The sequence below is a fragment of the Niallia taxi genome (assembly GCF_004005475.1).
Classification (GTDB): Bacteria; Bacillota; Bacilli; order Bacillales; family Cytobacillaceae; genus Niallia; species Niallia taxi.
The window spans coordinates 252,070-277,786 of sequence record NZ_RZTZ01000002.1; the positions used below are offsets into that span (position 1 = coordinate 252,070).

Here is a 25,717-nt window from a genome sequence, read left to right on the forward strand (position 1 = left end):
AACAAGACGACAAAAGTCTTGTTATTTTTTTTTGCTAGTATGATAGGATGAACAAAACTAGTAAATGGAGGTAGGACGAGTGACAGAAAAGCCGGAGAACCGCAAAACGATTACTATTAAAATCAACGGAAATGACCGTCCATTCCAAAATAAGGAAACGAATAGGCAGTCTGCTGAACGAAAGGATAGTGAAGAAAGTAAGGCTGCAAATCCTCTGCCTGAAAAATCTGTTGAGGAGGTTGCGGCAGGAAGTGAAGCGATTGAAGATGAAAGCTTTGACTGGATTCTTCCAAATGAAGATGAGTCCGATGACATAAAGGAATTTCAATTGCAGCAAGCTCCAAACAAGAAGCAAAGCAAGCTTCCAAAAAAAATACAGAAAGGCAGCAAAAGAAATCTATCAAAGGGAATGGTTGCATCGATTTTTTTTGCTGTGTTTTTTGCGGTTGTATTAGGGACAGGCTTCGGTTTTGTGCTGCTGAAAATGGTTGATACAGATAAAACAGCAAATGCCGTCAATAATTCTGCAGCACCAACACAATCCTCGGGGACAGACAGCGATAAACAAGCTGCTGCTGGGACTGTTGCTGCTACAAAAGGGGAAATTAGTACGTTTGTTGTTCAGTATGGTGTCTATACGACAAAGGCGTCTGCAGATAGCGAATTTAACAAGCTTTCAGAAAAAGGAATAATTGCGCAAAAAGTGCCAGTAGACGGGAAAACAGCAATCTACTTAGGTGTAGCTGCTGAATTGGACAGTGCAAAAAACATGAAAACAGATAAAGAAGCAGACGGAGTAGCTTCTTCCCCGTATGCAAAGGAAATGATCTTTGCTGGCGGGGATGCAGGAAAGGTCAGTGAGGCAGAAAAGCAGTTTCTAGATGCAGCACCAGCAGTATACAGTGCCGCAAGCAATGCATTAACGAGTGCATATGCTGACGGTTCCATTTCAGACGATACGGTGAAAAAACTAGAAGAGCAGCAAAATGCGCTAGATAAATTAAAAATAAGCGACTTTAAAGACGGAGCAGTTAAGAAGGCAGCAGAAAATCTTGCAGCAGGGGTCTCTGGCGCTGCAGCACTTTCCCAAGACGGTGGTGCAGCCAAGCAAGAAGCGGTTCAAAAGGCACTTTTAGCTTTTTTGGCAAACTATGTCGAAATTGGCTCATAAACTTTATATTACCTGGGAAATAATAAAGGAAGCGTTTCGCTTCCTTATTTTTTTATTTTTATTGAGGATTTTGTAACATTTTGAAACTAAATACATGGTGTTTACGTCAGATTAAATAAGGAGAAGTAAAAGGGAATTTTCGATATATTTCTACAAATTACATACTATTACATTTCATTTACTATTTGTTAAAAAATTATCAATCAAAATTGTAACTGGTTGTATTCTTTGATAGGATAAGTTTGTATCTCCCATTATGAAATGTTAGGTTGGTGGAATTATGTTTAAGGAAAAAAACCTCATATTAGCCTCATCTTCTCCTCGACGAAAAGCGCTCCTTGAAGATCTTCATATATCTTTTGAAGTTTCCAGTAGTGATGCGGATGAAAGTTTTGATAAGTCCCTTGCACCTGAAGAGATAGTGATGGAGTTGGCCCGAAGAAAGGCAGATGCCGTACTAAAGGCGAATCCCAAAAGCTATTGTTTAGGTGCAGATACGATTGTATACCATAACGGAAATGTCCTTGGGAAACCCGCTTCCCGAGAAGAAGCATTTCAATCATTAAAGGGACTGTCCGGGGTTTGGCATGCTGTTTACACAGGTGTATCCATCGCGGCAGATGGAAAACATACCGTTTTTTATGAAAAAACTAATGTTCTATTCTGGGAATTGACAGATGAAGAAATAAACGCATATCTCGACACCGGGGAACCGTTTGATAAGGCTGGTGCCTATGGCATTCAAGGAGTTGGCAGACTTTTGGTGAAAGAAATCAAAGGAGATTATTTTACGGTGGTTGGACTGCCGATATCCAGGACTATCCGTGAATTACGGGCTCTTGGATTTAACATGCCTCATTAAATAGGTTAACTCCCCCATCTCCATTCTTCATAGAATAGGTGATAGGAGGATAATATAAGCATGGACTCTATTTTAATTAAGGATTTTCCGAAAGAGGAGCGTCCTAGAGAACGTTTCATGCAAATGGGTGCTGAAAGCTTAACCAATCAGGAGCTGATTGCCATTCTCATCCAAACAGGTTCAAAAGATGAATCGGCTTTGGCTGTTGCAAACAGACTGCTTCATCACTTCAATGGGCTGAGAACCTTGAAGGATGCAACATTGGATGAGCTAAAGGCAATCAAGGGTATTGGAACGGCGAAAGGACTACAGCTTTTGGCAGCATTAGAGCTTGGCGGACGTGTTACAAGGCTTGCCTTTAAGGACAGGTATGCAATTCGTTCTCCTGAGGATGCGGCCAAATACTTAATGGATGAAATGAGATTCCTGTCACAGGAGCATTTTATCTGCTTGTACCTCAATACAAAAAATATCGTCATGCATAAGCAGACAATTTTTATTGGCAGCTTGAATGCTAGTATCGTTCATCCGAGGGAAGTATATAAGGAAGCGATAAAGCGTTCAGCAGCTTCAGTTATCTGCCTGCACAACCATCCTTCTGGTGATCCCTCGCCAAGCAGGGAGGATGTGGAAGTAACAAAAAGGCTGGCAGAAAGCGGCAAGATCATCGGGATAGATTTACTCGATCATATCATTATTGGGGAAAATAAATTTGTAAGTTTAAAGGAGAAAGGATATATATGATACTGTTCTTTTATCCATATTTAAGATATAATAATGTTTATGATTTTTTTGCCTAAATATGTCTGAATATGACAAAAAATATATGATTATGATAACAAGGAGAAAATCTACCTGCTTAAAAATTAGCACTTAGTTTCAGAAAGGGAGATACATTATGTTTGGAATTGGAACAAGAGACCTTGGAATTGATTTAGGAACAGCAAACACACTAGTTTATGTGAAAGGGAAGGGCATTGTCGTAAGAGAACCATCTGTTGTTGCCCTGCAGACAGATACAAAAAGCATTGTTGCAGTTGGTAATGATGCGAAAAACATGATCGGTAGAACACCTGGAAATGTCGTTGCACTTCGACCAATGAAGGATGGGGTTATTGCTGATTACGAAACAACAGCTACTATGATGAAGTATTACATTAAGCAAGCTACGAAGAACAAAGGCTATTTCTCTGGTAAGCCTTATGTAATGGTTTGTGTGCCTTCAGGTATCACAGCAGTTGAAGAAAGAGCTGTAATTGACGCAACACGCCAGGCTGGTGCCCGTGATGCGTACACTATTGAAGAGCCGTTCGCTGCGGCAATTGGAGCTAACCTTCCTGTATGGGAACCAACAGGTAGCATGGTTGTTGACATTGGTGGGGGTACAACCGAAGTGGCAATCATTTCATTAGGCGGTATTGTTACAAGCCAATCAATCCGCATCGCTGGTGATGAAATGGATGATGCAATCGTAAACTATATTCGCAAGACGTATAACCTGATGATCGGGGAAAGAACTTCTGAAAGCATCAAAGTCGAAATCGGCAGTGCTGGAAGCCCTGGTGAAATAGAAAACATGGATATTCGCGGTAGAGACTTGTTAACAGGTCTTCCAAAAACAATCAAAATCACGGCGGAAGAAATAGCAATCGCTTTGAAAGATACAGTTGCGGCTATCGTAGATGCAGTGAAGGTTACATTGGAGAAAACTCCTCCTGAGCTTGCTGCAGATATCATGGACAGAGGTATCGTTCTTACGGGAGGCGGTGCACTTCTTCGCAATTTAGATAAGATTATCAGTGAAGAGACAAAAATGCCTGTCGTAATTGCAGAGGATCCTTTAGACTGTGTGGCAACTGGAACTGGGAAAGCCCTTGACCATATCCACCTGTTTAAAAATAAAGCAAAAGATTCACGATAATTCCTTTAGAGGTGTTTTGTCATGCCACAGTTTTTCATGAATAAACGATTAATTATTTTGCTTGTTAGCATTATTATTCTCGTGGCATTGATAGGGTTTTCCTTAAGCCGTTCCAAGCTTACCTGGCCGGAGCAGTTCATCAAGGACACTACCGGCTGGGTGCAAACCCTAGTTTCAAGGCCTGTCCATTATGTGGCAGGTGTCATTGATAATGTAAAAGACTTGCAAGATACATATCAAGAAAATAAAGAATTAAAAGCCAAAATTGAAGAATACGGACTTTTGAAAGCACAGGTTCAAGGCTTACAGAAGGATAATGAAGAGCTGCAGAAAATTGTTGATGAGTATCCTTCTTTAAATGATAAGAAGCTGCTGAAGGCAACGATTGTCAGCAGAGACCCTAATCAATGGAATGAATTGATTACAATCAACAGAGGCAAAAACGATGGTGTGGAAAAAGACATGGCAGTTATCACATCAGCTGGGCTAATCGGAAAGGTTAAATCCGTTAGCACAGGAACATCAACTGTCCAGCTATTGAGTTCAGAAGATCCAACAAACAGGATATCCGCTTATATTCAAAAGGATGAAAACAATAAAGAAAAAAACAAAAAGACGTCTGTTTTCGGCCTAATTGAAGATTATGATAAGGAATCAAAAAACCTAATTATGACATGGGAGGAAGTTCCTGACGGCCTTGAGGTGAAGAAGGGACAAATTGTCTCAACATCAGGCTTAGGAGGAGTTTTCCCGCCAGATTTGGCTATTGGTAAAGTAGTCAAGGTAGAATCAGATGAATATGGCTTAGCGAAAAAAGCTTATATTGAGCCAGCAGCAGATTTTTATGATATAGAGCATGTTCTTATTGTAAAAAGAGAAAGCAGCGAGGACGACGAATGAGAAAGTTTCTTATCGGCTGTCTGATTGCTTTCATGTTTATTCTCGAAAGCATTTTTGTAGAATTGCTGCCTGGAGATTTGTTTTCGAATCATATTTTAGTGCCGCACTTTTTGATTATTACCATTTTCTTTTTCTCCATTTATGCAAATCGTAATGCTGCTATTATTTATGCCTTTGTTTTTGGCTTGCTCGTTGACGTTGTGTATACAGAAGTGCTTGGGATATATTTCTTTGTGTTTCCCTTCACTATCTACATATGCAGTAAAATAATGAAGGTGCTGCACGCAAATTTGCTGGTGGTTTCCGTCATATCGTTACTAGGTATTACTATTTTAGAAATGATCGTGTATGAAATTAACTTTCTTATTCATTTGACAAGCATGGAATTTATTTATTTTCTCCAACTACGTCTTGTCCCAACATTGATATTGAACGCGATTTTTCTTTTAATTGCTGCATACCCTTATAAGCGTATTTTTGAAAAGTATGCTGGGGAAGGCAAGGATTGAGAACTGCATGCGAATGTTAATGAAATAACCCTTTTCCATAAAGTGTTTTTTTTGCTTTATGGGAAGGGATTTTTCTAGTATTGTCATCATTTTTCAATTCTTTGCTTTGTTTTAAAGAGGATTTTTATTTACTTTTGTCGAATATATAGCAGGAACAAGACTTTTTTTAGATAGACAGATAAGGATTATTCCTTTTTCTAGCAGAGGTGAACATCTTGAAATGAAAAGAAAGCAGTTAGTAACCATTAAGGGGACAAAAAGTGGCTTAAGCCTTCATCTCCATGATAACTGTTCCTATGAAGACATGATGAGGGAGCTTGAAGAAAAGCTCCGTGAAAGCTCAAGCATGCACGGGGAGAAACAGAACATTACGGTTAATGTTGAGCTTGGCAATAGATACATAACAGAGAATCAGAAAGAAGAGCTTGTCGAGGCGATTCAATCAAAAAAGAATCTCTCTGTCCAAGATATAAACAGCAATATTATTACAAAGTCAGAAGCGGAACAAATTGCGCAGGAAAACGAGATTGTATCCGTTGCTAGTATCGTTCGTTCTGGTCAGGTATTGGAGGTTCCAGGCGACTTATTGCTGATTGGTGATGTCAATCCTGGTGGTAAGGTAGTCGCAGGAGGCAATATTTATATAATGGGAAGCTTAAAAGGTGTGGCGCATGCAGGTGTGAATGGAAATGAGAAGGCGATTGTCGCTGCATCTGTTATGAGGCCGACACAGCTTCGCATCAATACATTAATAACGAGAGCGCCTGATGAGTATCCAGAAAAAGACAAGCGGGATATGGAATGCGCATATGTGGATAACAGTGAAATTATGATTGATAGATTACAAGTGTTAACACATCTAAGACCGAATTTGACAAAATTGGAAGGGGGACAAAATAATGGGTGAGGCTATCGTTGTAACGTCTGGAAAGGGTGGTGTCGGGAAAACCACCACGAGCGCTAATATCGGAACTGCTCTTGCATTGCAAGGGAAAAAAGTTTGTTTAATAGATACAGATATAGGTCTGCGTAACCTTGATGTGGTTATGGGACTTGAAAATAGAATTATTTATGATTTGGTGGATGTTGTGGAGGAAAGATGCAAAATTCATCAAGCGCTTGTTAAGGATAAACGATTTGATGATTTATTGTATTTGCTGCCTGCTGCACAAACAAGTGATAAAACAGCAGTGCATCCGAAGCAGATGAAGGAGCTTGTTCTTAAGCTAAAACAGGATTACGATTATATTATTATTGATTGCCCGGCAGGAATCGAACAAGGCTATAAAAATGCTGTTGCTGGTGCAGATAAAGCTATTGTTGTAACTACACCTGAAGTATCATCTGTCAGGGACGCCGACAGAGTTATTGGCCTTCTTGAAAAAGAAGATCATATCGAATCTCCGATGTTAGTTATTAACCGTATTAGAAATCATATGATGAAAAACGGCGACATGCTTGATATTGATGAAGTAACATCCCATCTATCCATCGGCTTGCTTGGAATCGTGGCAGATGATGATGAAGTAATAAAGGCTTCTAACAGCGGTGAACCAATTGCGCTTAATCCAAACAGCAAATCATCACTTGCATACCGAAACATTGCCAGAAGAATTCTAGGCGAAACAGTTCCGCTTCAACATTTAGAAGAGGAATCAAAAGGTATGTTTGCCCGTATAAAAATGTTCTTCGGAGCGAAATAAAAAAGCAGCTTATATTCATAAGCTGCTTTGCATTGCCGACAACTGGATAGGTTGTCGGCAGTTTTTTTATTTCCGCCAGAAAGTAGTACAGTCTGCTTTATCGGCAATATTAAATTCAATCATTTTTGCCAACAGAGAAAAATCGACTGGTTTTTCCCACTTAATGCGCACTAATTCTTTTGTGTGATCATAGCCTGACTCTTTAATATCATTGGAAAAACGTTCAATGACGACTTTTTCAGGAGCAACTGCTAAATGGTGTTTAGCAATGCTAAAGCCGATAATAAATGTTTCGTGATCTGTAAACATTGGCTGCTTCCATGCTATTTTTGCCACTAGATTTGGATAGTTTTCTGCAACCCAGCTTAAAACCTCTTCTGTCCGTTCCCGGTGCAGCGGGTTATCAATCTTCTCTAAATATTCTGCGAATGCTTCCATTAGTTCCTCCTGATAGAAATTAGCTATTTTTACAGCCCCTCCGCAGAACAGAGGGACAATCCTTTTATTATGATTTTATAAGGCGTTTACGAATATACAAGAAAAGGAAAACAATGATAGCAAGTGCAATGACTACATAAATAATATTAGAATAAATATCCATATATTCAACGATTGATTCCCATGATGAACCAACAGCAGCGCCGATACGAATCAGCACATAGTTCCAAATAAGCGTACCAAGTGTTGTTAATACAAGGAAGATACCGAAGTTCATTTTTGCCATTCCAGCAGGCAGAGAAATTAAACTTCTAATAAGCGGAATAAAACGACAGAAAAAAACAGTCCAGTAACCGTATTTGTCAAACCAGCCGTTTGCTTTATGTACATCTTCTTTAGTCAATCTAATAATATGTCCCCATCTATCTACTATACTCTCTATCTTTTCCATATTTAAAAGTGTTCCGATCCAATAAAGGATAACTGCACCCAAAACAGAACCTACTGTCGAAACAGCAACAACACCAAAAACAGTCATATCAGTATAGGTTGTCATGAAACCGCCGAATGTTAGGATGATTTCTGATGGGATGGGAGGAAAGATATTTTCTATTGTTATCAATAGTAATATTCCGATATAACCGAATTCCTCCATCGTGTTTGTAATCCAATTTTCCATAAAGACCTCCTTTTTGTTTTAACGATTATGTTAATTGCCCTTTCCCAAAAGGACAAATATTTTCCATAAACAGTATTACTTTAATAATAGCAAAAGTAGTGATGAAATTGCCAATATAAACAGGAGAATAAGGAAAGCACATAAATTTTGCAGGCTGTTGTCATACTTGTTTTGAATGATTCATAGAATAAGACTATTAGGACAAGGTATTGGGGAGGAGAGACTTTTGAGTTCACGTGCAGATGAAATCAGGAGAAGAATTGAAAAAAGAAAAAGAGAACGAGAAAGAATGCAGAAAAATGTGGAGAGAAGGATTCTTTGGAATGATGAAGAAGAATCTAACGACCACAATACCTTCCATTATGAAAATGACAATAAGGATGATTTTCATCCACTATTCCGCAAGGATTTATTCCTATTAAAAATACTAGGTGCAGCCGTTTTGTTTTTAGCAGTGGCAATTATCGTGAGAAATCAATCCCCTACCCTCCAAAAAGCAGAAACATCAATAAGACAAGCAATGAATCAAGAATTCAATTTTGCCTTTGTGTCTAATTGGTATGAGGATCAGTTTGGCAAGCCGCTTGCCTTCTTACCAACAAAGGCTGGTGAGGAAGAGCCTGCAGATGACAACCCATTACAGCAATATGCCCTATCTGCTTCTGGAAAAATTTTAGAAGATTTTGCTGATACAGGACAGCGGGTGGCAATTGAAACAGGCATTGATACGACAGTGCAGGCATTGAACGAAGGGACGGTTACATTTATAGGGGAGAAAGAGGGGTTTGGAAACACCGTGGTGATACAGCATAGTGATAAAAGCGAATCTTGGTATGGCAATCTGGAAGAGGTTGATGTAAGAATTTACGAAGCTGTCAAAAAAGGCACAAAGGTCGGTTTAGCTTCCGGCTATGGAACAAATGATACACTTGGCTTATTCTACTTTGCTATTAAAAAAGATGATGATTTTATCGATCCCATTCAGGTGATCGAGTTTGAATAAGTACCTACGTGTATTTCAATCAATTTATATTCATCCATTCTTATGGGCTGTTATTGGCATAGGCGTCATAACCGCCCATTTTTATGAATTATGCTTGCTTTTGCTTATCATTCTTGTGCATGAATTAGGGCATGCGCTCGCTGCAGCTCACTTTTCATGGAGAATTAAACGAATTGCCTTGCTTCCTTTCGGCGGTGTGGCAGAAATGGATGAGCATGGCAATAGACCGTTAAAAGAGGAAGCAATTGTAACGATTGCAGGACCGCTTCAGCATATATGGATGGTTGCATTAGGCTATATCGCTTATGAACAAGGGGTGATGTCGGAATACCTTTTTCATTCTTTTTTAGAATTTAATTTGATGATTTTTTGTTTTAATTTACTCCCTATTTGGCCGCTGGATGGGGGGAAGGTTTTGTTTTTATTTTTATCTTTAAAGAAGTCCTTTCCGGCTGCCCATAAAATAACACTGCTTTTGTCCTTAACTGTTACCCTTTTGTTTTTAGGTGCAATCCTTTTATATATGCCAACAAATCTTAATGCATGGATTATTTTGCTGTTTTTGTGGTTCTCGCTGTTTTATGAGTGGAAGCAAAGGCGCTATATATTTCTCCGATTTTTACTGGAGAGATATTATGGAAAAACAAATGAACTCAGAAAGCTAATGCCGATAGAGGTCAAAGAAGAGGAGCTTTTGTTTCATGTTTTAGAACGATTTCATCGTGGCTGCAAGCATCCAATCGTATTGAAAAAGGGAAAAGTGAACCACTCCTTAGATGAGAATGAAGTGCTTCACGCTTATTTCGCAGAAAAGCTTGTGACCGCTAAAATTAGTGATTTACTGTACCGGTGAGTGGGTGAGATGTCAGGATTCCAGACATCTCTTTATGCTGTCTTTCTTTCCTGATTAAAAATCAGGTACAATAGAAGAATCATGGAACAAAAAGGATGAATGTGTTTGGAAAAGATGTTAGTAAATATGAAATCCAGAGAGAAGCGGTTTGCTTATCTCTTCAATAATAAATTAGAAAGACTGTATATCGAGCAGCCCCAGCAGAAGTCTGCTGTTGGCAATATATATGTAGGAATTGTTACAAAGGTGGCACCTGGTATGAATGCTGCTTTTGTTGATATCGGCGAAGTCAAAAACTGCTATTTGCCAAAGGATAAGCTAGCTTCCTATTCGGCTGATGACAGCTCCTTTAATGAAAAGAAAAACAGAAGTATATCGACATATATAAAACAAGGGGAAAAGGTACTTGTCCAGGTTGTCAAGGATGCAACAGGGACAAAGGGTCCTAAGCTGACAGGGATTGTCGAGCTCCAGAAGGATAATCTTGTGTATATGCCTTACGGGAGGTATATTGCTGTCTCCAAAAAGCTGGCTGACCAAAAACTACAACAGCAATTGCGCTCCGTCGGAAAAAAACTCACAGCTCAATCAGAAGGACTTATCTTTCGGACAAGCGCTGCAAATGCAAGTGAAGCAGAACTTACAGCAGAAGTAGACGAATTGCGGCAGAAGTATACCGAATTATTAAGACAAGCTGCCACTGCAAAAAAACCAGCATTGCTTTTAGCAAATAATGATTACGAACGAGAGCTGTTTCGCATTTTGGAAAAGATGGAATCAGGTGAGGTTTTTGTTGATACACAGGAGGAAGCTAAAGGCTGGAGCAGTGTCTTTCCTAAGCTAACCTTTCACTATTATGCTGATAACAAAAATCTTTTTTCCTTCTTTGCTGTTGAAAAGGACATTGAGGATGCCTTAAAAAGAATCGTTTGGCTTGAAAAGGGAGCGTATCTGATTATTGATGAAACGGAAGCAGCGACCATTATTGATGTGAATACAGGTAAGTATGAAGGCAAGCATAATTTGGAGCAAACTGCTTTTGATACGAATCGGTATGCAGCACTTGAAGCGGCCAGACAGCTTAAAGTAAGAGATTTATCGGGAATTATCTTAATTGATTTTATCGACATGCCAAAGGAGCATGAAAGAAAAATCGAAGAAATTATGAAAAAAGAGCTGCAAAAGGACAGCAGGCAAACAAAGGTTATTGGCTTTACTGCACTCGGTATTCTCCAAATCACCCGCAAAAAAACGGTCGTGCCGCTCTCACAAGCTGTTAAAACAAAATGCCCAGTTTGTGACGGCACTGGTGCTGTAATGAGCGCTGAAAGTATGGCTTTTAAGCTAGAGCGGGAACTATGGGAATATGAAAGAAGTGACCACGATTTAATAGAAGTAGAGGCACAGCGTGAGGTAATCAAGGTTTTCTCAGGAAAAGATAAGCAGCATTTAAAGCGGCTCGAAGAAATACTTGGCATGCAAATCACCTTGCACGAAAGGGACTTTGCGATTCCCGACTATCATATTAAGTATATTGGCCAAAAAAATAATAGCTAAGAGAAACCAAAACGATTGATTGACAGTATCCTGAAATCGTGTTAGTATTTTAATGTTGTTTGTAGCACCCGCTACTACAACCGCACAGAACAGGTTACATAAGTCTTTGGTTAACAAAGCGCCTGTGATTGGCGAGTCTTAGTATAACAAGGAGGTGCATTTTAATGTACGCAATTATTGAAACAGGCGGAAAGCAAATCAAAGTTGAAGAAGGTCAAGCTATCTACATTGAGAAATTAAACAGTGAAGCTGGCGAGACAGTTACTTTCGACCGCGTTCTTTTCGTTGGCGGAGAAAATGTAAAAGTAGGAAGCCCAGTTGTTGAAGGAGCTACTGTTACAGCTAAAGTTGAAAAACAAGGCCGTCAAAAGAAAATCATCGTTTTCAAATACAAAGCGAAGAAAAACTATCATAAAAAGCAAGGTCATCGTCAACCGTACACAAAAGTTGTTATTGAAAAAATCAACGCGTAAGGTGTTTGTATGATCGACATAACGATTAACAAAACAGATTCAGGCGTTATTGAATCATTTACAATAAGCGGTCATGCCTTGTTTGCTAATCATGGGAATGATATTGTCTGTGCTGGTGTTTCAGCTGTCTCCATCGGAGCGATTAACGCAGTTATATCCATTACAGGCATCACACCTGATATAGAGCAAGGCAAAGATGGCGGATTTTTGAGCTGTGGCATACCTGCAAATCTTCCTGCTGAAACTCGTGAAAGAATTCAACTTCTTTTAGAGGGGATGGTCGTTTCCTTGGAGACGATTGAACGGGACTATGGCAAGCATGTTGCAATCAAGTATAATTAAATAGGAGGTGGAACGAATGTTAAGATTAGATCTTCAGTTTTTTGCATCGAAAAAAGGGGTAGGTTCTACAAAGAACGGACGTGACTCCATTTCTAAACGTTTAGGAGCTAAACGTGCAGATGGTCAATTAGTAACTGGTGGAAGCATTCTTTACCGTCAACGCGGTACAAAAATCTATCCAGGAGTTAACGTTGGTCGTGGTGGCGATGATACACTATTCGCAAAAGTTGACGGAATCGTTAAATTTGAGCGTCTAGGCCGTGATCGCAAACAAGTTAGCGTATACCCAGTAGCACAAGAAGCATAAGTTTCTTATGAAAAGGCTGGCTCTTTTGGAGTCAGTCTTTTATTTTATTTAGTTTTTCAGCACTTAGACAGACAGCATGTATGCTTTCTGTCTAAGTGCTGAAAGAAAAGATTTGCATTTTTTTGCTATATTTTTACGTGTCGTTTCATTTTTTGTTATACTTACATACGAGAAGTCTTCTGACACTAAATAACCGTGTAGGAGTACGATAATGAACAGAGACCGGGATACAATTGAATTTTTAAGACATGTACGCCATGATTGGCTAAATAAAATCCAACTTATCAAAGGGAATATGGCATTAAACAAAACAGAGCGCGTTGAGGAAATCATTGATGACATCATTTTGGAAGCACAGCAGGAGGCAAGGCTTTCTAATTTGGAGCTTCCTGCGTTTGCGGCTAAAATTTTGACGTCCAATTGGGAAAGCTATTCATTTCGTTTGGAATATGAAGTGCTTAATGAACAAAAGTGTCATTGTATAGAAGACTTTGCACTGACTGACTGGACGAGCCGATTTTTTTCCGTATTGGATAAAAGCATCAAAAAATACCATGATAATAATCTTTCCGTGTCAATCGAGCCACAATTAACGGAAACTCGATTGTTTTTTGATTTTAGCGGAATAATAGAAGAGAAAAAGCTGCTTATCGATTTCCTGCAGGAGAAGCTGAAAGATGGTTTTCTTGTGGAAAAAAGTGATATCTCTGATGAGGAATTAACGGTCGAGCTACTAATAAAGCAGCATAAGGATAACAATTAATTGTATTTCGATTCATAGGCGAGGAAGAAGCCTATTTTAGGAGGAAGTTGTAATATGTTTGTTGATCAGGTCAAGATTTACGTGAAAGGCGGCGACGGCGGCAATGGAATGGTTGCCTTTCGCAGAGAGAAATATGTTCCAAAAGGCGGACCAGCTGGCGGAGATGGCGGTAACGGAGCAGATGTAGTCTTTGAAGTAGAAGAAGGCTTACGGACATTAATGGATTTCCGCTACAAGCGCCACTTTAAGGCACCGCGCGGAGAGCACGGCATGTCTAAGAACCAGCACGGTAGGAATGCGAAGGACATGATTGTCAAAGTTCCTCCGGGCACTGTTGTGACAGATGCGGTAACAGGAGAAACGATTGCAGATTTAACACAGCATGGTCAGCAGGCAGTAATCGCTAAAGCTGGTCGCGGCGGACGTGGAAATTCCCGTTTTGCTAGCCCATCGAATCCTGCTCCAGAACTTTCTGAAAACGGTGAGCCAGGCCAAGAGCGCGAAGTGACATTAGAGCTTAAAGTATTGGCAGATGTCGGCCTTGTTGGTTTCCCAAGTGTAGGTAAATCAACGCTTCTTTCTGTTGTGTCTGCAGCGAAGCCTAAAATTGCTGATTATCATTTCACGACAATCGTTCCAAACTTAGGAATGGTAGAAACAGAGGATAGCAGAAGCTTTGTAATGGCAGATTTGCCAGGACTAATTGAAGGTGCGCACTCTGGTGTCGGATTAGGTCATCAGTTCCTACGCCATATTGAACGTACAAGAGTTATCGTCCATGTTATTGATATGGCTGCAATCGAAGGCAGAGATCCTTTCGAAGATTATATTACGATCAATAAGGAGCTACAAGAGTACAATATGCGCCTTCTTGAAAGACCGCAAATCATTGTTGCTAATAAAATGGACATGCCAGATGCAGAGGAGAACTTGAAGGTCTTCAAAGAAAAGCTGGAAGAAGATTATCCTATTTTCCCTGTGTCTGCGATAACAAGAACAGGCTTAAGAGATTTGTTGTTTGCCATAGCAGATAAATTGGAAACAACACCTGAGTTCCCGCTTGAGGAAGTGCAAGAAGAGGCTGGAGTTCACCGTGTGCTTTACAAGCATGAAGCGGATGAGCGTCAATTCTTTATCTCAAGAGACTCTGACGGAAGCTTTGTTCTGACAGGTGAAGGAATTGAAAAGCTGTTCAAGATGACTGACTTCTCAAGAGATGAGTCTGTGAAAAGATTTGCTCGTCAAATGAGGGGTATGGGAATAGATGAAGAGTTAAGACAACGTGGTGCAAAAGATGGGGACATCGTAAAATTAATGGAATATGAATTTGAGTTCATTGATTAATCTTGCTTAAAGGATGTTTCTCTCTCCTTTTATGGCAAGTCTAAGCCATAAACTAAATTTGCTAAACTTTCATGGGGTTTTCCCATGGAAGTTTCACTTTAGCTTAAAAAGAGGGTGAGCGAATGAAACAGAATAAATTGGACCAGCGTTTTTTTCTAGTCCGTGAGGATGTTCTTTCAGAGGCAATGAAAAAAACATTGGAAGCAAAGGAATTGCTGGAACGAGGAAAAGCAGAGTCTGTTTTTGATGCGGTTCAAAAGGTTGATTTAAGCAGAAGTGCTTTTTATAAATACAGAGATACGATTTTTCCATTTCATACTGTTGTAAAGGAGCGCCTGATTACTTTATTCTTTTATATTGAGGACAGGTCTGGTACGCTTTCTAAATTGCTGAATGTCGTAGCATCAGGTGGCTGCAATGTTTTGACCATTCACCAAACCATTCCATTGCAGGGACGGGCGAACGTAACCCTTTCCTTAAATACAGCAGAAATGGAAATCTCTATTGATGCATTACTTGAAAGGCTGCGCATGCTTGAGTTTGTAGAGAAAGTAGAAGTTTTAAGCTCAGGAGCATAATGTGCTCCCTTTTCTTTTAGAAGAGAATTCAGAATTATACATAAATAGCGTTTTAGTTGGAGGAGAAGGAAAGTGAAAGTAGGGTATCTAGGACCGAAAGCAACATTTACAAATATTGCAGTAAATAAATTGTTTCCAGATGCGGAGAAGCTTCCGTTTATGACTATTCCCAATTGCATGGATGCTGTCATGCAAGGGGAAGTGGAGGCTGCGCTTGTTCCTGTTGAGAATACATTAGAGGGTTCTGTTAACATTACACTAGATTATTTAATTCATGAGGTGGACCTGCCAATTAAAGGGGAGATAACTGTTCCAATCAAACAACATTTGATGGTGCATCCAAATTTTAAAGATAGCTGGAAAGAAGCAGAAACGGTATACAGCCATTCCCATGCTATTGCTCAATGTCACCGATTCCTTCATACTGAATGGAATGGAATTAGATGTGAAAATACCACTTCCACAGCAAGAGCTGCTCAATTTATAAAGGAAAATCCAGAGCTTAAGGCGGCTTCTATTGGAAATGAACTAACGGCTAATGAATATGGTTTAGAAATTGTTAAAAGGAATATTCATGATTTTGATAATAACCATACGCGTTTTATTATCATTTCCAAAAATAACATTGCCTATCAGCCGAATGAATGCAAGCTTGTTGGTCACAAAACGAGCTTAATGGTTACACTTCCTGCTGATGAATCTGGAGCACTTCATCAAGTGTTGTCCGCATTTGCGTGGAGGAAGCTTAACCTCGTTAAAATAGAATCACGACCAACAAAAACTGGTCTTGGCAATTATTTCTTCATTATCGATATAGATCGTGAGCTTGATGATGTATTAATTCCAGGTGCGATGTCAGAGCTTGAAGCAATTGGTTGTGAAGTAAAACTGCTGGGATCATATCCTTTTTATACGGATGCGAAATAAAAAAAGGCGCCTAATTAATATTAGGCACCTTTTTTGTATAAGTCTGTTAAAAAAGCAACACTCAGTCATCCAATCCTATCAAAAACCCGGCGTTTCTTAGAGCAGCTTCTGCTTCTGTCAGGGCAGATTGGGAATTTGCAGTTAATGTATGTAAATGAATGCCTGATGTTAGTTGTGATAAATAAACTGCATTGGTACTTTGGATTTTTTTCATAAACTGCTGTACTTCTTTACGATTGGACACAAGAATAGATGCCGTCAAGTCACCGTAAACAGGATGTTCAATTTTTACATCCTTGACAGTTACTCCGTAATCGACAATTAAAAGAAGCTCTTCCTCTGTTTTTTCTGGAGCATGGTTACAGGCGATTATTTTTTCAAAAAGCTCAGGCTTTGATTGCTGCAAATATAAATATCCTTGACTTGTGGCAATAATCGGCTCATTTTTCGCCTTAAGCAGGGTAATGTCGCCAACAATTATCTGCCTGCTGACATTTGTAAGCTTTGATAGCTCACTGCCTGTATATGGTCGGCTATTCTCTTTCAGCAAGGATAATATATAGCTCCTTCTTTCTTCTCCGAGCATTTTTTTTTCTTCCATAAAACTCCTCCTTAACAATCCATTCAAGGATGCCCTGATCTCATATATGGTTAGAGCTTTTTTATCCTGTTTTCATACCTTGTCCTATTTTACCAAACTAATCGCTTTAGTCGCCAATAATTTCGATTTTAATGGTGAGTCCATACAGATAAAAGTAAGTTACTATATAAGAACATTTAGCGAGCAGTACATAAATCTTGTGAAAACAGCATAAATTTTTTTGAAGAACGATAACACTTTTTCTACAACAACATAGACTATATGGACATATGCATAGGAGGGAATCTATAGTGAAAATCCATATCGTACAAAAGGGGGATACTCTTTGGGAAATCGCCAAAAAATACGGCGTTAATTTCGAAGAGTTAAAGATGTTAAATTCCCAGCTAAGTAATCCAGATATGATTATGCCCGGTATGAAAGTTAAAGTTCCTACTGCTGGCGGCAGTATAAAAAAAGAAGCGCCAATAGCAGGAATTAAAAAAGAACAACCAATTTATAAAGAGCAACCAATCATCAAAGAAAAACCGATCGTAAAAGAGCAGCCAAAAAAAGAGATGCCTAAGAAGGAAATGCCGAAAAAAGAAAAACCACATACTCCAAAAATGCCTAAACCAATCATTCCTGAAATTGATATCCACAATTACTATTCCATGAACATGACAAATGTAGATATAGATGTTAAAGAAAAGCCAGTGCCACAAAAGCCAGTAGCAGAAAAGCCTGTACCGCAAAAGCCAGTAGCAGAAAAGCCTGTTAATATCGCTCCAATTGTAAAGGAAGAGCCAAAGCAAGAGGTTTGTCCACCGATTATTCCGTATCAACCATATTGTTATGAGGTATCACCGATGATGCCAGGCTCAGGCTTCCCGCCAGGCGTATGCATTCCAGAAGGTGTGCCAATGGAAACATATCCGATGGATCACACATATCAGGCACCAATGGTTATGCCTGCACATGGGCATGGAGTAAAGCATAAATGGGAAGAATCTTCCTCATCGTACAATACTCCATTTACTCCTAGCACACAGCCATTCCAGCATGCACAAGTAAGCCCGATGCATGGTCATATGGAGATGCCTGTTCAGCAGCAGCCGTTCCAGAATTATGGTCATATGCCAATGCATACTTCTTATGATATGAACGAATCATCTGATTACACAAATGTTGCACCTGCAGCCTATACTGCTCCAGCACAAATGCAAATGCCGCAGCTTCCATTCAAAGAAGATTGTGGTTGTGGAGGACCTGCTGTGCCATTTCCAAGTCATACTCATTCTGCACCAATGGGAATGCAGCAAGGCTTCGACCCAGGAATGGGAGGTCAGATGGCGTTTGGAGGCAATCCAGGAGCAATGGGAATGCAGCAAGGCTTTGACCCGGGAATGGGAGGCCAAATGCCATTCGGAGGCAATCCAGGAGCAATGGGAATGCAGCAAGGCTTTGACCCGGGAATGGGAGGCCAAATGCCATTCGGAGGCAATCCGGGAGCAATGGGAATGCAGCAAGGCTTTGACCCGGGAATGGGAGGCCAAATGCCATTCGGAGGCAATCCGGGAGCAATGGGAATGCAGGAAGGCTTTAACCCAGGAATGGGAGGCCAAATGCCATTTGGAGGCAATCCGGGAGCAATGGGAATGCAACAAGGCTTTAATCCAGGAATGGGAGGCCAGATGCCATTCGGAGGCAATCCAGGAGCAATGGGAATGCAGCAAGGCTTTGACCCAGGAATGGGAGGCCAAGCGCCATTCACCTATCCAGGAGGAGAACCATTCGGTCCGGGGGCAATGGGAATGCAGGAAGGCTTTAATCCAGAAATGGGCGGTATGCCTATGACTGGCGGTCCAGGATATCCTGGAGGTGGTGGAATGCCTTATATGCAGGAGCCTCCATATCCACAAGGGGCAGCAGGAAATGTGCCAATGCAATTCCCGATGGATGACATGGGTGGAATGCAAGGAATGCCGTTTGATGGAATGATGGGCGGCAGTCCTGGAACACGCGACTTTCATGCTGCGCCAATTATGGGTCCAGGAGGAAATGCTCCAATTTTTGCACCTCCATTCCATGGAAACGGGCAGCCTCCATTAGTGCACCCATATGGAATTAATGAAGTGACACCATTTGGAATGCCTCGTTATCTAGACGAAAGCAGTGACTATGAAATTTAACAACAGAGGAGACGATAATTCAGTCTATCGTCTCCTCTCTTTATTACAAACGAAGCTGCCATACCCAGTTAAAGAGCTAAAGCGAATCCGTAAGCAAGTTTATCTAGTTATAACAGACTATAATTGGCTAATATTAAAGGAGTTTCCAAGCTATAAAAAATTAAAAATTCAAGAGGCATTTACGAATTCCCTTCATTATGAGGGGTTTCAAGCAACGTATCGCTTTTTTTCCTTTGATCAGGACCCAATTATTATAGATAATTGCATCTATGGATGCATCGAGTACATACCTGGAAGCCTTAAACCTTTCTCTTACGGAGAAAAGGAAAGCAGACAGGAGGCCTTAGTCTTATTAGGGCAATATTACGAATGCACAGAAAAGCTCGTTGATGCCTATCAATATGTTTTGCCTCATTTTGATATTTATGAGAAGTGGACGGAAAGAAGTAAGCAGTTTAAGGCAAATTTACCTGTTGCAGCTCCATTTATAAAAAAAAATTTGTTGCAGGAATTGACCAGCTGGATGGACTGGACACTTTACCAATTAGAAAAAGAAAAAGCTAATATGGCGAATGAAAAAAAGGTAATCTTGCATGGAGATGTTGCACATCATAATTTTATCCGTGGTTTAAATGGACATTTATATTTAATTGATTTCGACCTTATTAGTATTGGCCCAAGAAGTATGGATTATTTGCAATTTGCCAATCGTATTTTACCGGTTATTGGTTGGTCCCATTCTCAGCTTCAAAAAATGAATTTGCTACAGCCATTTCTACACGAAAGGTCTTTTTTAATTGGATTAGCCTTTCCGACAGATATACTGCGTGAATGGAATCGGCTTATTAGGCAGAATAAGATGGAAAATGACTTAGCTAGAGAGCATGTTGTGGAGCTGACAGAGCAACAATTTTCTAAAAGGAGAAAATTTGTCTATAAAATGATGAAATTAACCGATTAGAGATTGTTAACATGTATGCCTATACTTTCTTAGCATGAAAGGCTTCCCTTTTGAAAAAAATAATGTAGAGCATATTTGCTCAAAACGAAAGATAAAGGGGAGTTTGCATTGATGAAGTGGAATAAGGCAGCAGCTCCATTAACGCTAACTTTCATGCTGTTGGCAGGCTGCGGTAATACAAATCAAGACCTGGACAATGACGGTAAAGCTGAATCTATGCCACTCGGCTATTATTCAAATGAGCGCCATGAACAAGAAAGCACAGGAAATGCAAGGGTATTAGGAAATCAAGATAATGATGGACCGCTAACGGAGGCACTCGACCATACATTCGGAAGTGAGGGCAAACAAAACCGTGCTGATACAAGCAATAATCTAAATGCCCGTACTGAAAATATCGGAAATCGAGTAGATGTTTATGATACAGAGCTGGCAGATAAGATTAATAAGGCCGTTTTAAAAGTAAATAACGTGAAAGATGTGCGTACATTAGTATATGAAGACAATGTGTTAGTTGCATTGGAAGTGGATAACAGAGCAACAAGTAAGAACACAAGATCTGCTGTACGGAAGGAAATTGATAGCTATATAAATGGGAAAGAAGCATCTATTGTAACAGATAAAGGGATTTTCCTTAATATAGACAGTATTAATAAAGGAATCCGAAAACGTCTTCCAGAAAAAACAATTGATATAAATAAGCGGGACATTATAAGTAAAGCTAACCGTTCCAATAATTTATAAAAAAATTGAAACAAAGTATGGAAGTATAAGCAAGACCCAAATTATTATGCAGGATTTTAGTGAGAATTCGCGTAATAGTTTGGGTTCTTTTTTTGATTTTGGATCTATTTATGATTATAAACCTTAGTGGAAATGGAAATAGGCAACACAAATCTGTCTGTTGAAAATGCATTGTTCTATCCATATATATTGATAATTAACGCTTTGAAATGTTCTTAATTAAAAACAAAAACAACGAATATAAACACTGTGTGCGTATGGTTTGTTCGATATAATGAAAAAAATACAAAGATTTTCCTTTCCATAAAGATGATATTGCTTTATAATGAAGTAAATATTCGTTATAGAGAACGTGTGAAGCATACATAATGGAGGGGAAAATGGTGAAGGTACTTGTGACTGGGGGAGCCAGTAATAGCATGGCAGTTAAGGTAATGGAAAAGCTTACAGCGAGTGGAATGAAGGTAGTGCTGGCAGATAATCGTGAATGGGATTTGGATACAAATCTAAATGGAATGGCTAGCTATTATAAAACGGATCTAGACAAGAGAGAGCTTACTTCCATTTTCACACAGGAAAAGATAGATATTGTATTGCATCTGAAACATGAGCTTATTACTTCTAATGCTATGAAAGATTCATTTGATCAGTCAGAAGTAAATATTGCAACAACGATAAATGTGCTAGAGGCTTGTGTGGAAGCTAAAGTAAAAAAGGTGATTTTTCCAAGTGCCATTTCTGTTTACGGAAATGAAACCGAAGAGGCTGTTGAAGACAACTTTTTAGATCCAGCTCTTTTTGAAGGCTTATCGAAAAAGATGGAAGAGAAGTATGTCATGCACTATCATAAGCTATATTCTTTACCTTTTACGATCTTGAGATTTGCAGATATATATGGCATTCAAACAGAAGGATTCATTGCAGATAATTTGGAAAAGGCAATAGATGGACAGGCTCCTGTTATTTATGGTGATGGAAAACAGCTTCGAAACTTTGTTTATATTGATGATGCCGTGGATGCTATTCTTGCTTCCTTGACAAAGGGGGATAATGAAATAATTAATATTGCTTCACAAAGTATGTACAGTTTACAAGAAGCAGCAGAAATGATAGGAGATTCAGCTGGAAATCTGCATCCGATTTTTAAGGATTCACAAGGCGAGCTTGCTTCCTCTTGTTCAGTTTCTGTTGCAAAGGCAAAGGAAATATTGGGTTGGAAAGCAGATATATCATTGCGTGAGGGGCTTGAAAAGGCAATGCAGCAATTTAGATTAAAAAAGCATTCTTAATAGTTTGTTTATCTATTTTGGAATTTTGTGAGCATGATTTTAGATATTCTGGTGAGACTAATAGGGAATTTAAGTTTTTCTAGTAAGCTGAAGAGGTGATTCATAATGAAAACCAGATTCCTTTTATTGTTCTCTATTCTTCTTATCATTCTATTATCTGCGTATCCGGCTAGGGAGAATGTAGCCAATGCACAATCTCCGAAGAAGTTCGCTGTTTTGCTGCAAAGAGTATATTTAGATGGAGATATAAGTGAAGAGTGTATAGAGGAAACGATATGGTCGATGGAAGATTTCTGGTCCAAATATGAGAACTGGCAACTGGTGAATATGGATAGTCACCAATTTGTTTTTAAGCAGGAAATGGATGATATTTCACCATTACTTAAAGCAAATGGCTATTTCGGAGTCTCAGATGAAGGCGTTCTAGGTGTTTACAACGGTAAACCGAATAAGTCGAACATTATCCAATCCTTTTTCCAAATAGACTTAGAGAAGCTGGAATCCACGCAGCAAAAAAGTTTGCAAAACGGTATTCCAATCAAAAACAAGAATCGTTATGTCGAAGTTCTCGAGACATTTAAAAGTCTCGATACCAATAATCTAGCGAACTGATACCTCTAGTCACTTTTTTAGGCAATTGAAAAGAAAAGCGAATTTTCGATTGCCTGAGCCCAAATATTCTTATTAAAAAACCATTTGTAGCAGTAAATGGTTTTTTATTATGTTTATTTTTTCTTAATTTTTAGAAAATATCTTATATGGTAGTTTTTCTTTAATATATGCTAAAATAGTCTTTATAGCTTTTATAAGGGAGCGAACAGGATTTGTACGAATATATTAAAGGGAAAATTGAATATATCGGACCTGAATACATAGTGGTCGAAAATAATGATATCGGTTATCAGATAAAAACACCGAATCCTTTCTCTTTTTCGTCTATGGCAAAGCAGAATATTATTGTTTATACGTATCATTATGTAAGAGAAGATATGATAAGCTTATACGGTTTTCGCTCACAGGATGAAAAGACATTATTTACAAAGCTGCTCAATGTATCGGGAATAGGGCCGAAGGGAGCACTTGCTATTTTGGCTTCAGGTGAGCCGGATCAAGTGATTTCTGCAATAGAAAATGAGGATGAAGCATTTTTAGTGAAGTTCCCTGGCGTCGGCAAAAAGACAGCAAGGCAAATGATACTCGACTTGAAAGGAAAACTGTCAGACATTATGCCAGATTTCTTTCCTGATTTATTCAATGTGGATGAAGTGGAGCAGAAAAAAGCTGGTGCCACACAATTGGATGAAGCAATTCTAGCATTAACCGCACTCGGTTACTCGGATAGAGAGGTTAAAAAGGTCGTTCCCCAGCTGAAGAAGGAACAGCTTACGACAGACGAGTATATTAAGCTTGCGTTAAAACTGCTTCTCAAAATTTAATTAGGTATCTTTTAAGGAGAGGAGTGGATTATGTTGGATGACCGCATCGTATCTGGAGAAGCCGACTCATTGGAAGTTTCCTTCGAGCAGAGTTTGCGTCCCCTTCGATTAAAAGAGTATATCGGCCAGGATAAAGTGAAAGATAATCTGGAAGTGTTCATAGAAGCGGCAAAATTTAGGGAAGAAGCCCTTGACCATGTCCTGTTGTATGGACCTCCAGGATTAGGGAAAACAACCTTGGCGACGATTATTGCAAATGAAATGGGCGTAAATATCAGGACGACTGCCGGGCCGGCAATTGAAAGGCCAGGTGATTTGGCCGCCATCCTCACTGCATTGGAGCCTGGAGATGTTCTTTTCATTGATGAGATTCACAGACTTCCCCGTTCCATTGAGGAAGTACTTTATCCTGCAATGGAGGACTATTGCTTAGATATTGTGATTGGCAAAGGTCCAAGTGCAAGGTCTGTCCGTCTTGACCTGCCGCCATTTACATTAGTTGGAGCGACAACAAGAGCAGGATCTGTGTCTGCACCACTTAGAGATCGATTCGGTGTCTTGAGCAGGCTGGAGTATTATAATGAGAATCAGTTAACAAATATTGTTGTCCGCACAGCCCAAGTGCTAAACGTCGATATCGAGGACGGCGCAGCTTTGGAAATTGCCAGAAGATCAAGAGGGACACCAAGGATTGCGAACCGTTTGCTGAGAAGGGTAAGGGATTTTGCTCAAGTTAAAGGGAATGGTAGCATCACGGATAAACTCGCACATGATTCTTTGGAACTTTTGCAAGTTGACCGTTTAGGTTTAGACCATATTGACCATAAATTATTAATAGGCATGATTCATAAATTTAGAGGCGGGCCTGTCGGATTAGAGACAATTGCTGCAACAATTGGTGAGGAGGCACATACGATTGAAGATGTATATGAGCCATATTTACTGCAGATTGGATTTTTGCAGAGAACACCGCGTGGAAGGATTGTCACTGATTTAGGCTACGAGCATTTAAATATAGAAAAAGAGATGTAAGAATGCATAGGAGGGCAAATTGCCCTGTTATGCTTCCAACTAGAGTATATAAGTTCTTAAAAGAGAGATAAGGTGAATTAAAGTGAAAGTAGATTTATTTGATTTTCATCTGCCTGAAGAGTTGATTGCCCAAGTTCCTTTAAAGGACAGAACAAGCAGCAGACTTATGGTAGTGGATAAGGAAACAGGCAGCTTGGAGCACCGTACATTCAAGGATATTATTGAATACATAAACCCAGGCGACTGCCTTGTTCTTAATGATACGAGAGTTCTTCCTGCAAGATTGCATGGTGAAAAAGAAGATACTGGTGCACATATTGAGGTGCTCCTGCTTAAGCAGCAAGAAGGCGAGCAATGGGAAACATTGGTAAAGCCTGCAAAGCGTGTGAAGAAGGGAGCCATTATTTCCTTTGGAGCTGGTAAACTGAAGGCAGTATGTAAAGAAGAGCTAGAGCATGGGGGGAGAATTCTGGAATTTTTGTATGACGGAATTTTTTATGAAATCCTCGATGAGCTTGGCGAAATGCCTCTGCCGCCATACATAAAGGAAACATTGGATGATCAGGACAGATATCAAACCGTTTATGCAAAGGAAAGAGGCTCTGCTGCTGCTCCGACTGCTGGTCTTCATTTTACAGAGGAGCTGCTTGAGGAATTAAAAGCAAAAGGAGTTCATATTGCCTTTATCACATTACATGTTGGCCTTGGCACTTTCCGCCCAGTAAATGTGGAGGATATTGATAAGCATGAGATGCATGCTGAATTTTATCAGCTTACTACTGGCACTGCCAAGTTATTGAATAAGGTGAGAGAAGAAGGCGGTCGTATTTTATCTGTCGGCACTACATCGACTCGCACATTAGAGACAATTGCTAGTGCGAATGACGGCAAGTTTGTGGAAAGTAACGGCTGGACGAGCATATTTATTTATCCTGGCTATGAATTTAAAGGGATTGATGGAATGATAACGAATTTCCATTTGCCGAAATCAACACTTATTATGCTTGTAAGTGCCCTTTCAAGCAGAGAGAACATTCTTCATGCCTATGAAACTGCCGTGAAAGAACGTTACCGTTTCTTTAGCTTTGGAGATGCTATGTTTATCAGATAATACCTTTTATAAGGCGATTGCATTTTTTTAATAAAGGAGATT

At 39.5% G+C, this 25,717-nt stretch carries 28 protein-coding genes, 1 pseudogene and 1 other annotated feature; of the genes and pseudogenes, 26 read left to right on the forward strand and 3 right to left on the reverse strand.

What is annotated here, in order from left to right; translation table 11 throughout:
• The first annotated feature begins 79 nt into the window (after window positions 1–79).
• The 8 genes from EM808_RS06060 (at window position 80) to minD (ending at window position 7,066) form a co-directional block, all read left to right on the forward strand.
• A complete protein-coding gene (locus EM808_RS06060; RefSeq protein ID WP_127737265.1) occupies window positions 80–1,171 on the forward strand; it encodes a hypothetical protein in 1,092 nt (363 codons plus the stop codon).
• Between the two features lie 280 nt (window positions 1,172–1,451).
• Window positions 1,452–2,033 carry a Maf family protein gene (locus EM808_RS06065; protein ID WP_127737267.1) on the forward strand — a complete coding sequence of 194 codons (582 nt, stop codon included), beginning with the start codon at window positions 1,452–1,454 and terminating at the stop codon, window positions 2,031–2,033.
• Window positions 2,034–2,093: 60 nt separating this feature from the next.
• Window positions 2,094–2,777, forward strand: coding sequence for a RadC family protein (gene radC, locus EM808_RS06070; RefSeq protein WP_127737269.1), 684 nt, complete (start codon window positions 2,094–2,096; stop codon window positions 2,775–2,777).
• Window positions 2,778–2,931: 154 nt separating this feature from the next.
• The gene (locus EM808_RS06075) at window positions 2,932–3,954 is read left to right on the forward strand and encodes a rod shape-determining protein (protein ID WP_127737271.1); all 1,023 of its coding nucleotides are present in this window, start codon (window positions 2,932–2,934) and stop codon (window positions 3,952–3,954) included.
• Between the two features lie 21 nt (window positions 3,955–3,975).
• The gene (mreC, locus tag EM808_RS06080; RefSeq protein ID WP_127737273.1) at window positions 3,976–4,854 is read left to right on the forward strand and encodes a rod shape-determining protein MreC; all 879 of its coding nucleotides are present in this window, start codon (window positions 3,976–3,978) and stop codon (window positions 4,852–4,854) included.
• Window positions 4,851–5,363 (forward strand): rod shape-determining protein MreD, encoded by a 513-nt coding sequence (mreD, locus tag EM808_RS06085; RefSeq protein ID WP_127737275.1) that lies wholly within the window; start codon window positions 4,851–4,853, stop codon window positions 5,361–5,363. Before mreC ends, mreD begins: the two co-directional genes overlap by 4 nt.
• 220 nt (window positions 5,364–5,583) lie before the next feature.
• Window positions 5,584–6,270, forward strand: a complete 687-nt coding sequence (gene minC / locus EM808_RS06090) for a septum site-determining protein MinC (protein ID WP_127737277.1) — start codon at window positions 5,584–5,586, stop codon at window positions 6,268–6,270.
• On the forward strand, window positions 6,263–7,066 hold the full coding sequence (minD, locus tag EM808_RS06095) for a septum site-determining protein MinD (protein ID WP_127737279.1): 804 nt from the start codon (window positions 6,263–6,265) through the stop codon (window positions 7,064–7,066). Before minC ends, minD begins: the two co-directional genes overlap by 8 nt.
• 66 nt (window positions 7,067–7,132) lie before the next feature.
• On the opposite strand, the gene EM808_RS06100 is transcribed toward minD, so the two are convergent.
• Together EM808_RS06100 and EM808_RS06105 are read right to left on the reverse strand one after the other, a co-directional pair.
• A complete protein-coding gene (locus EM808_RS06100) occupies window positions 7,133–7,504 on the reverse strand; it encodes an iron chaperone (protein WP_127737281.1) in 372 nt (123 codons plus the stop codon).
• Window positions 7,505–7,571: 67 nt separating this feature from the next.
• Window positions 7,572–8,183, reverse strand: coding sequence for a DedA family protein (locus tag EM808_RS06105; RefSeq protein ID WP_127737283.1), 612 nt, complete (start codon window positions 8,181–8,183; stop codon window positions 7,572–7,574).
• 226 nt (window positions 8,184–8,409) lie between these two features.
• On the opposite strand from EM808_RS06105, the gene EM808_RS06110 reads away from it, so the two are divergent.
• The 10 genes from EM808_RS06110 (at window position 8,410) to pheA (ending at window position 16,330) form a co-directional block, all read left to right on the forward strand.
• Window positions 8,410–9,186: a M23 family metallopeptidase gene (locus tag EM808_RS06110; RefSeq protein ID WP_127737285.1), complete on the forward strand. Its 777-nt coding sequence runs from the start codon at window positions 8,410–8,412 to the stop codon at window positions 9,184–9,186.
• The gene (locus EM808_RS06115) at window positions 9,179–10,039 is read left to right on the forward strand and encodes a M50 family metallopeptidase (RefSeq protein WP_127737287.1); all 861 of its coding nucleotides are present in this window, start codon (window positions 9,179–9,181) and stop codon (window positions 10,037–10,039) included. Before EM808_RS06110 ends, EM808_RS06115 begins: the two co-directional genes overlap by 8 nt.
• A gap of 114 nt (window positions 10,040–10,153) precedes the next feature.
• Window positions 10,154–11,596: an Rne/Rng family ribonuclease gene (locus tag EM808_RS06120; protein ID WP_235856585.1), complete on the forward strand. Its 1,443-nt coding sequence runs from the start codon at window positions 10,154–10,156 to the stop codon at window positions 11,594–11,596.
• Window positions 11,597–11,664: 68 nt separating this feature from the next.
• Window positions 11,665–11,745: a sequence feature (ribosomal protein L21 leader region), on the forward strand.
• A gap of 15 nt (window positions 11,746–11,760) precedes the next feature.
• On the forward strand, window positions 11,761–12,069 hold the full coding sequence (rplU, locus tag EM808_RS06125; RefSeq protein WP_127737291.1) for a 50S ribosomal protein L21: 309 nt from the start codon (window positions 11,761–11,763) through the stop codon (window positions 12,067–12,069).
• Between the two features lie 9 nt (window positions 12,070–12,078).
• Window positions 12,079–12,411: a ribosomal-processing cysteine protease Prp gene (locus tag EM808_RS06130; protein WP_127737294.1), complete on the forward strand. Its 333-nt coding sequence runs from the start codon at window positions 12,079–12,081 to the stop codon at window positions 12,409–12,411.
• A 16-nt stretch (window positions 12,412–12,427) separates the two neighbouring features.
• Window positions 12,428–12,718 carry a 50S ribosomal protein L27 gene (rpmA, locus tag EM808_RS06135; RefSeq protein WP_016201696.1) on the forward strand — a complete coding sequence of 97 codons (291 nt, stop codon included), beginning with the start codon at window positions 12,428–12,430 and terminating at the stop codon, window positions 12,716–12,718.
• A 211-nt stretch (window positions 12,719–12,929) separates the two neighbouring features.
• On the forward strand, window positions 12,930–13,481 hold the full coding sequence (locus tag EM808_RS06140) for a Spo0B C-terminal domain-containing protein (protein ID WP_127737296.1): 552 nt from the start codon (window positions 12,930–12,932) through the stop codon (window positions 13,479–13,481).
• Window positions 13,482–13,535: 54 nt separating this feature from the next.
• Window positions 13,536–14,825, forward strand: coding sequence for a GTPase ObgE (gene obgE, locus EM808_RS06145; protein ID WP_127737298.1), 1,290 nt, complete (start codon window positions 13,536–13,538; stop codon window positions 14,823–14,825).
• A 122-nt stretch (window positions 14,826–14,947) separates the two neighbouring features.
• A complete protein-coding gene (locus EM808_RS06150; protein ID WP_127737300.1) occupies window positions 14,948–15,403 on the forward strand; it encodes an ACT domain-containing protein in 456 nt (151 codons plus the stop codon).
• 72 nt (window positions 15,404–15,475) lie between these two features.
• A complete protein-coding gene (gene pheA / locus EM808_RS06155; RefSeq protein ID WP_127737302.1) occupies window positions 15,476–16,330 on the forward strand; it encodes a prephenate dehydratase in 855 nt (284 codons plus the stop codon).
• Window positions 16,331–16,391: 61 nt separating this feature from the next.
• On the opposite strand, the gene EM808_RS06160 is transcribed toward pheA, so the two are convergent.
• A complete protein-coding gene (locus EM808_RS06160) occupies window positions 16,392–16,931 on the reverse strand; it encodes a transcription repressor NadR (protein ID WP_127737304.1) in 540 nt (179 codons plus the stop codon).
• Window positions 16,932–17,221: 290 nt separating this feature from the next.
• Between EM808_RS06160 and safA the strand changes: the two are divergent.
• The 8 genes and pseudogenes from safA to queA form a co-directional block, all read left to right on the forward strand.
• Window positions 17,222–17,594 (forward strand): annotated as a pseudogene (safA, locus tag EM808_RS29745) (SafA/ExsA family spore coat assembly protein); the annotation flags it as partial.
• Window positions 17,595–19,091: 1,497 nt separating this feature from the next.
• Complete coding sequence (locus EM808_RS06170; RefSeq protein ID WP_127737309.1) at window positions 19,092–20,063, forward strand: phosphotransferase; 972 nt, start codon at window positions 19,092–19,094, stop codon at window positions 20,061–20,063.
• A 111-nt stretch (window positions 20,064–20,174) separates the two neighbouring features.
• On the forward strand, window positions 20,175–20,807 hold the full coding sequence (locus tag EM808_RS06175) for a YhcN/YlaJ family sporulation lipoprotein (protein ID WP_127737311.1): 633 nt from the start codon (window positions 20,175–20,177) through the stop codon (window positions 20,805–20,807).
• Window positions 20,808–21,187: 380 nt separating this feature from the next.
• A complete protein-coding gene (locus EM808_RS06180) occupies window positions 21,188–22,096 on the forward strand; it encodes an NAD-dependent epimerase/dehydratase family protein (RefSeq protein ID WP_164849585.1) in 909 nt (302 codons plus the stop codon).
• Between the two features lie 105 nt (window positions 22,097–22,201).
• Window positions 22,202–22,708 (forward strand): intercompartmental signaling factor BofC, encoded by a 507-nt coding sequence (locus EM808_RS06185; protein ID WP_127737315.1) that lies wholly within the window; start codon window positions 22,202–22,204, stop codon window positions 22,706–22,708.
• A gap of 212 nt (window positions 22,709–22,920) precedes the next feature.
• Window positions 22,921–23,532, forward strand: a complete 612-nt coding sequence (gene ruvA, locus EM808_RS06190) for a Holliday junction branch migration protein RuvA (RefSeq protein WP_127737317.1) — start codon at window positions 22,921–22,923, stop codon at window positions 23,530–23,532.
• Window positions 23,533–23,565: 33 nt separating this feature from the next.
• Complete coding sequence (gene ruvB / locus EM808_RS06195) at window positions 23,566–24,564, forward strand: Holliday junction branch migration DNA helicase RuvB (RefSeq protein ID WP_127737902.1); 999 nt, start codon at window positions 23,566–23,568, stop codon at window positions 24,562–24,564.
• A gap of 82 nt (window positions 24,565–24,646) precedes the next feature.
• On the forward strand, window positions 24,647–25,675 hold the full coding sequence (queA, locus tag EM808_RS06200; RefSeq protein WP_127737319.1) for a tRNA preQ1(34) S-adenosylmethionine ribosyltransferase-isomerase QueA: 1,029 nt from the start codon (window positions 24,647–24,649) through the stop codon (window positions 25,673–25,675).
• The last annotated feature ends 42 nt before the right edge of the window (window positions 25,676–25,717 follow it).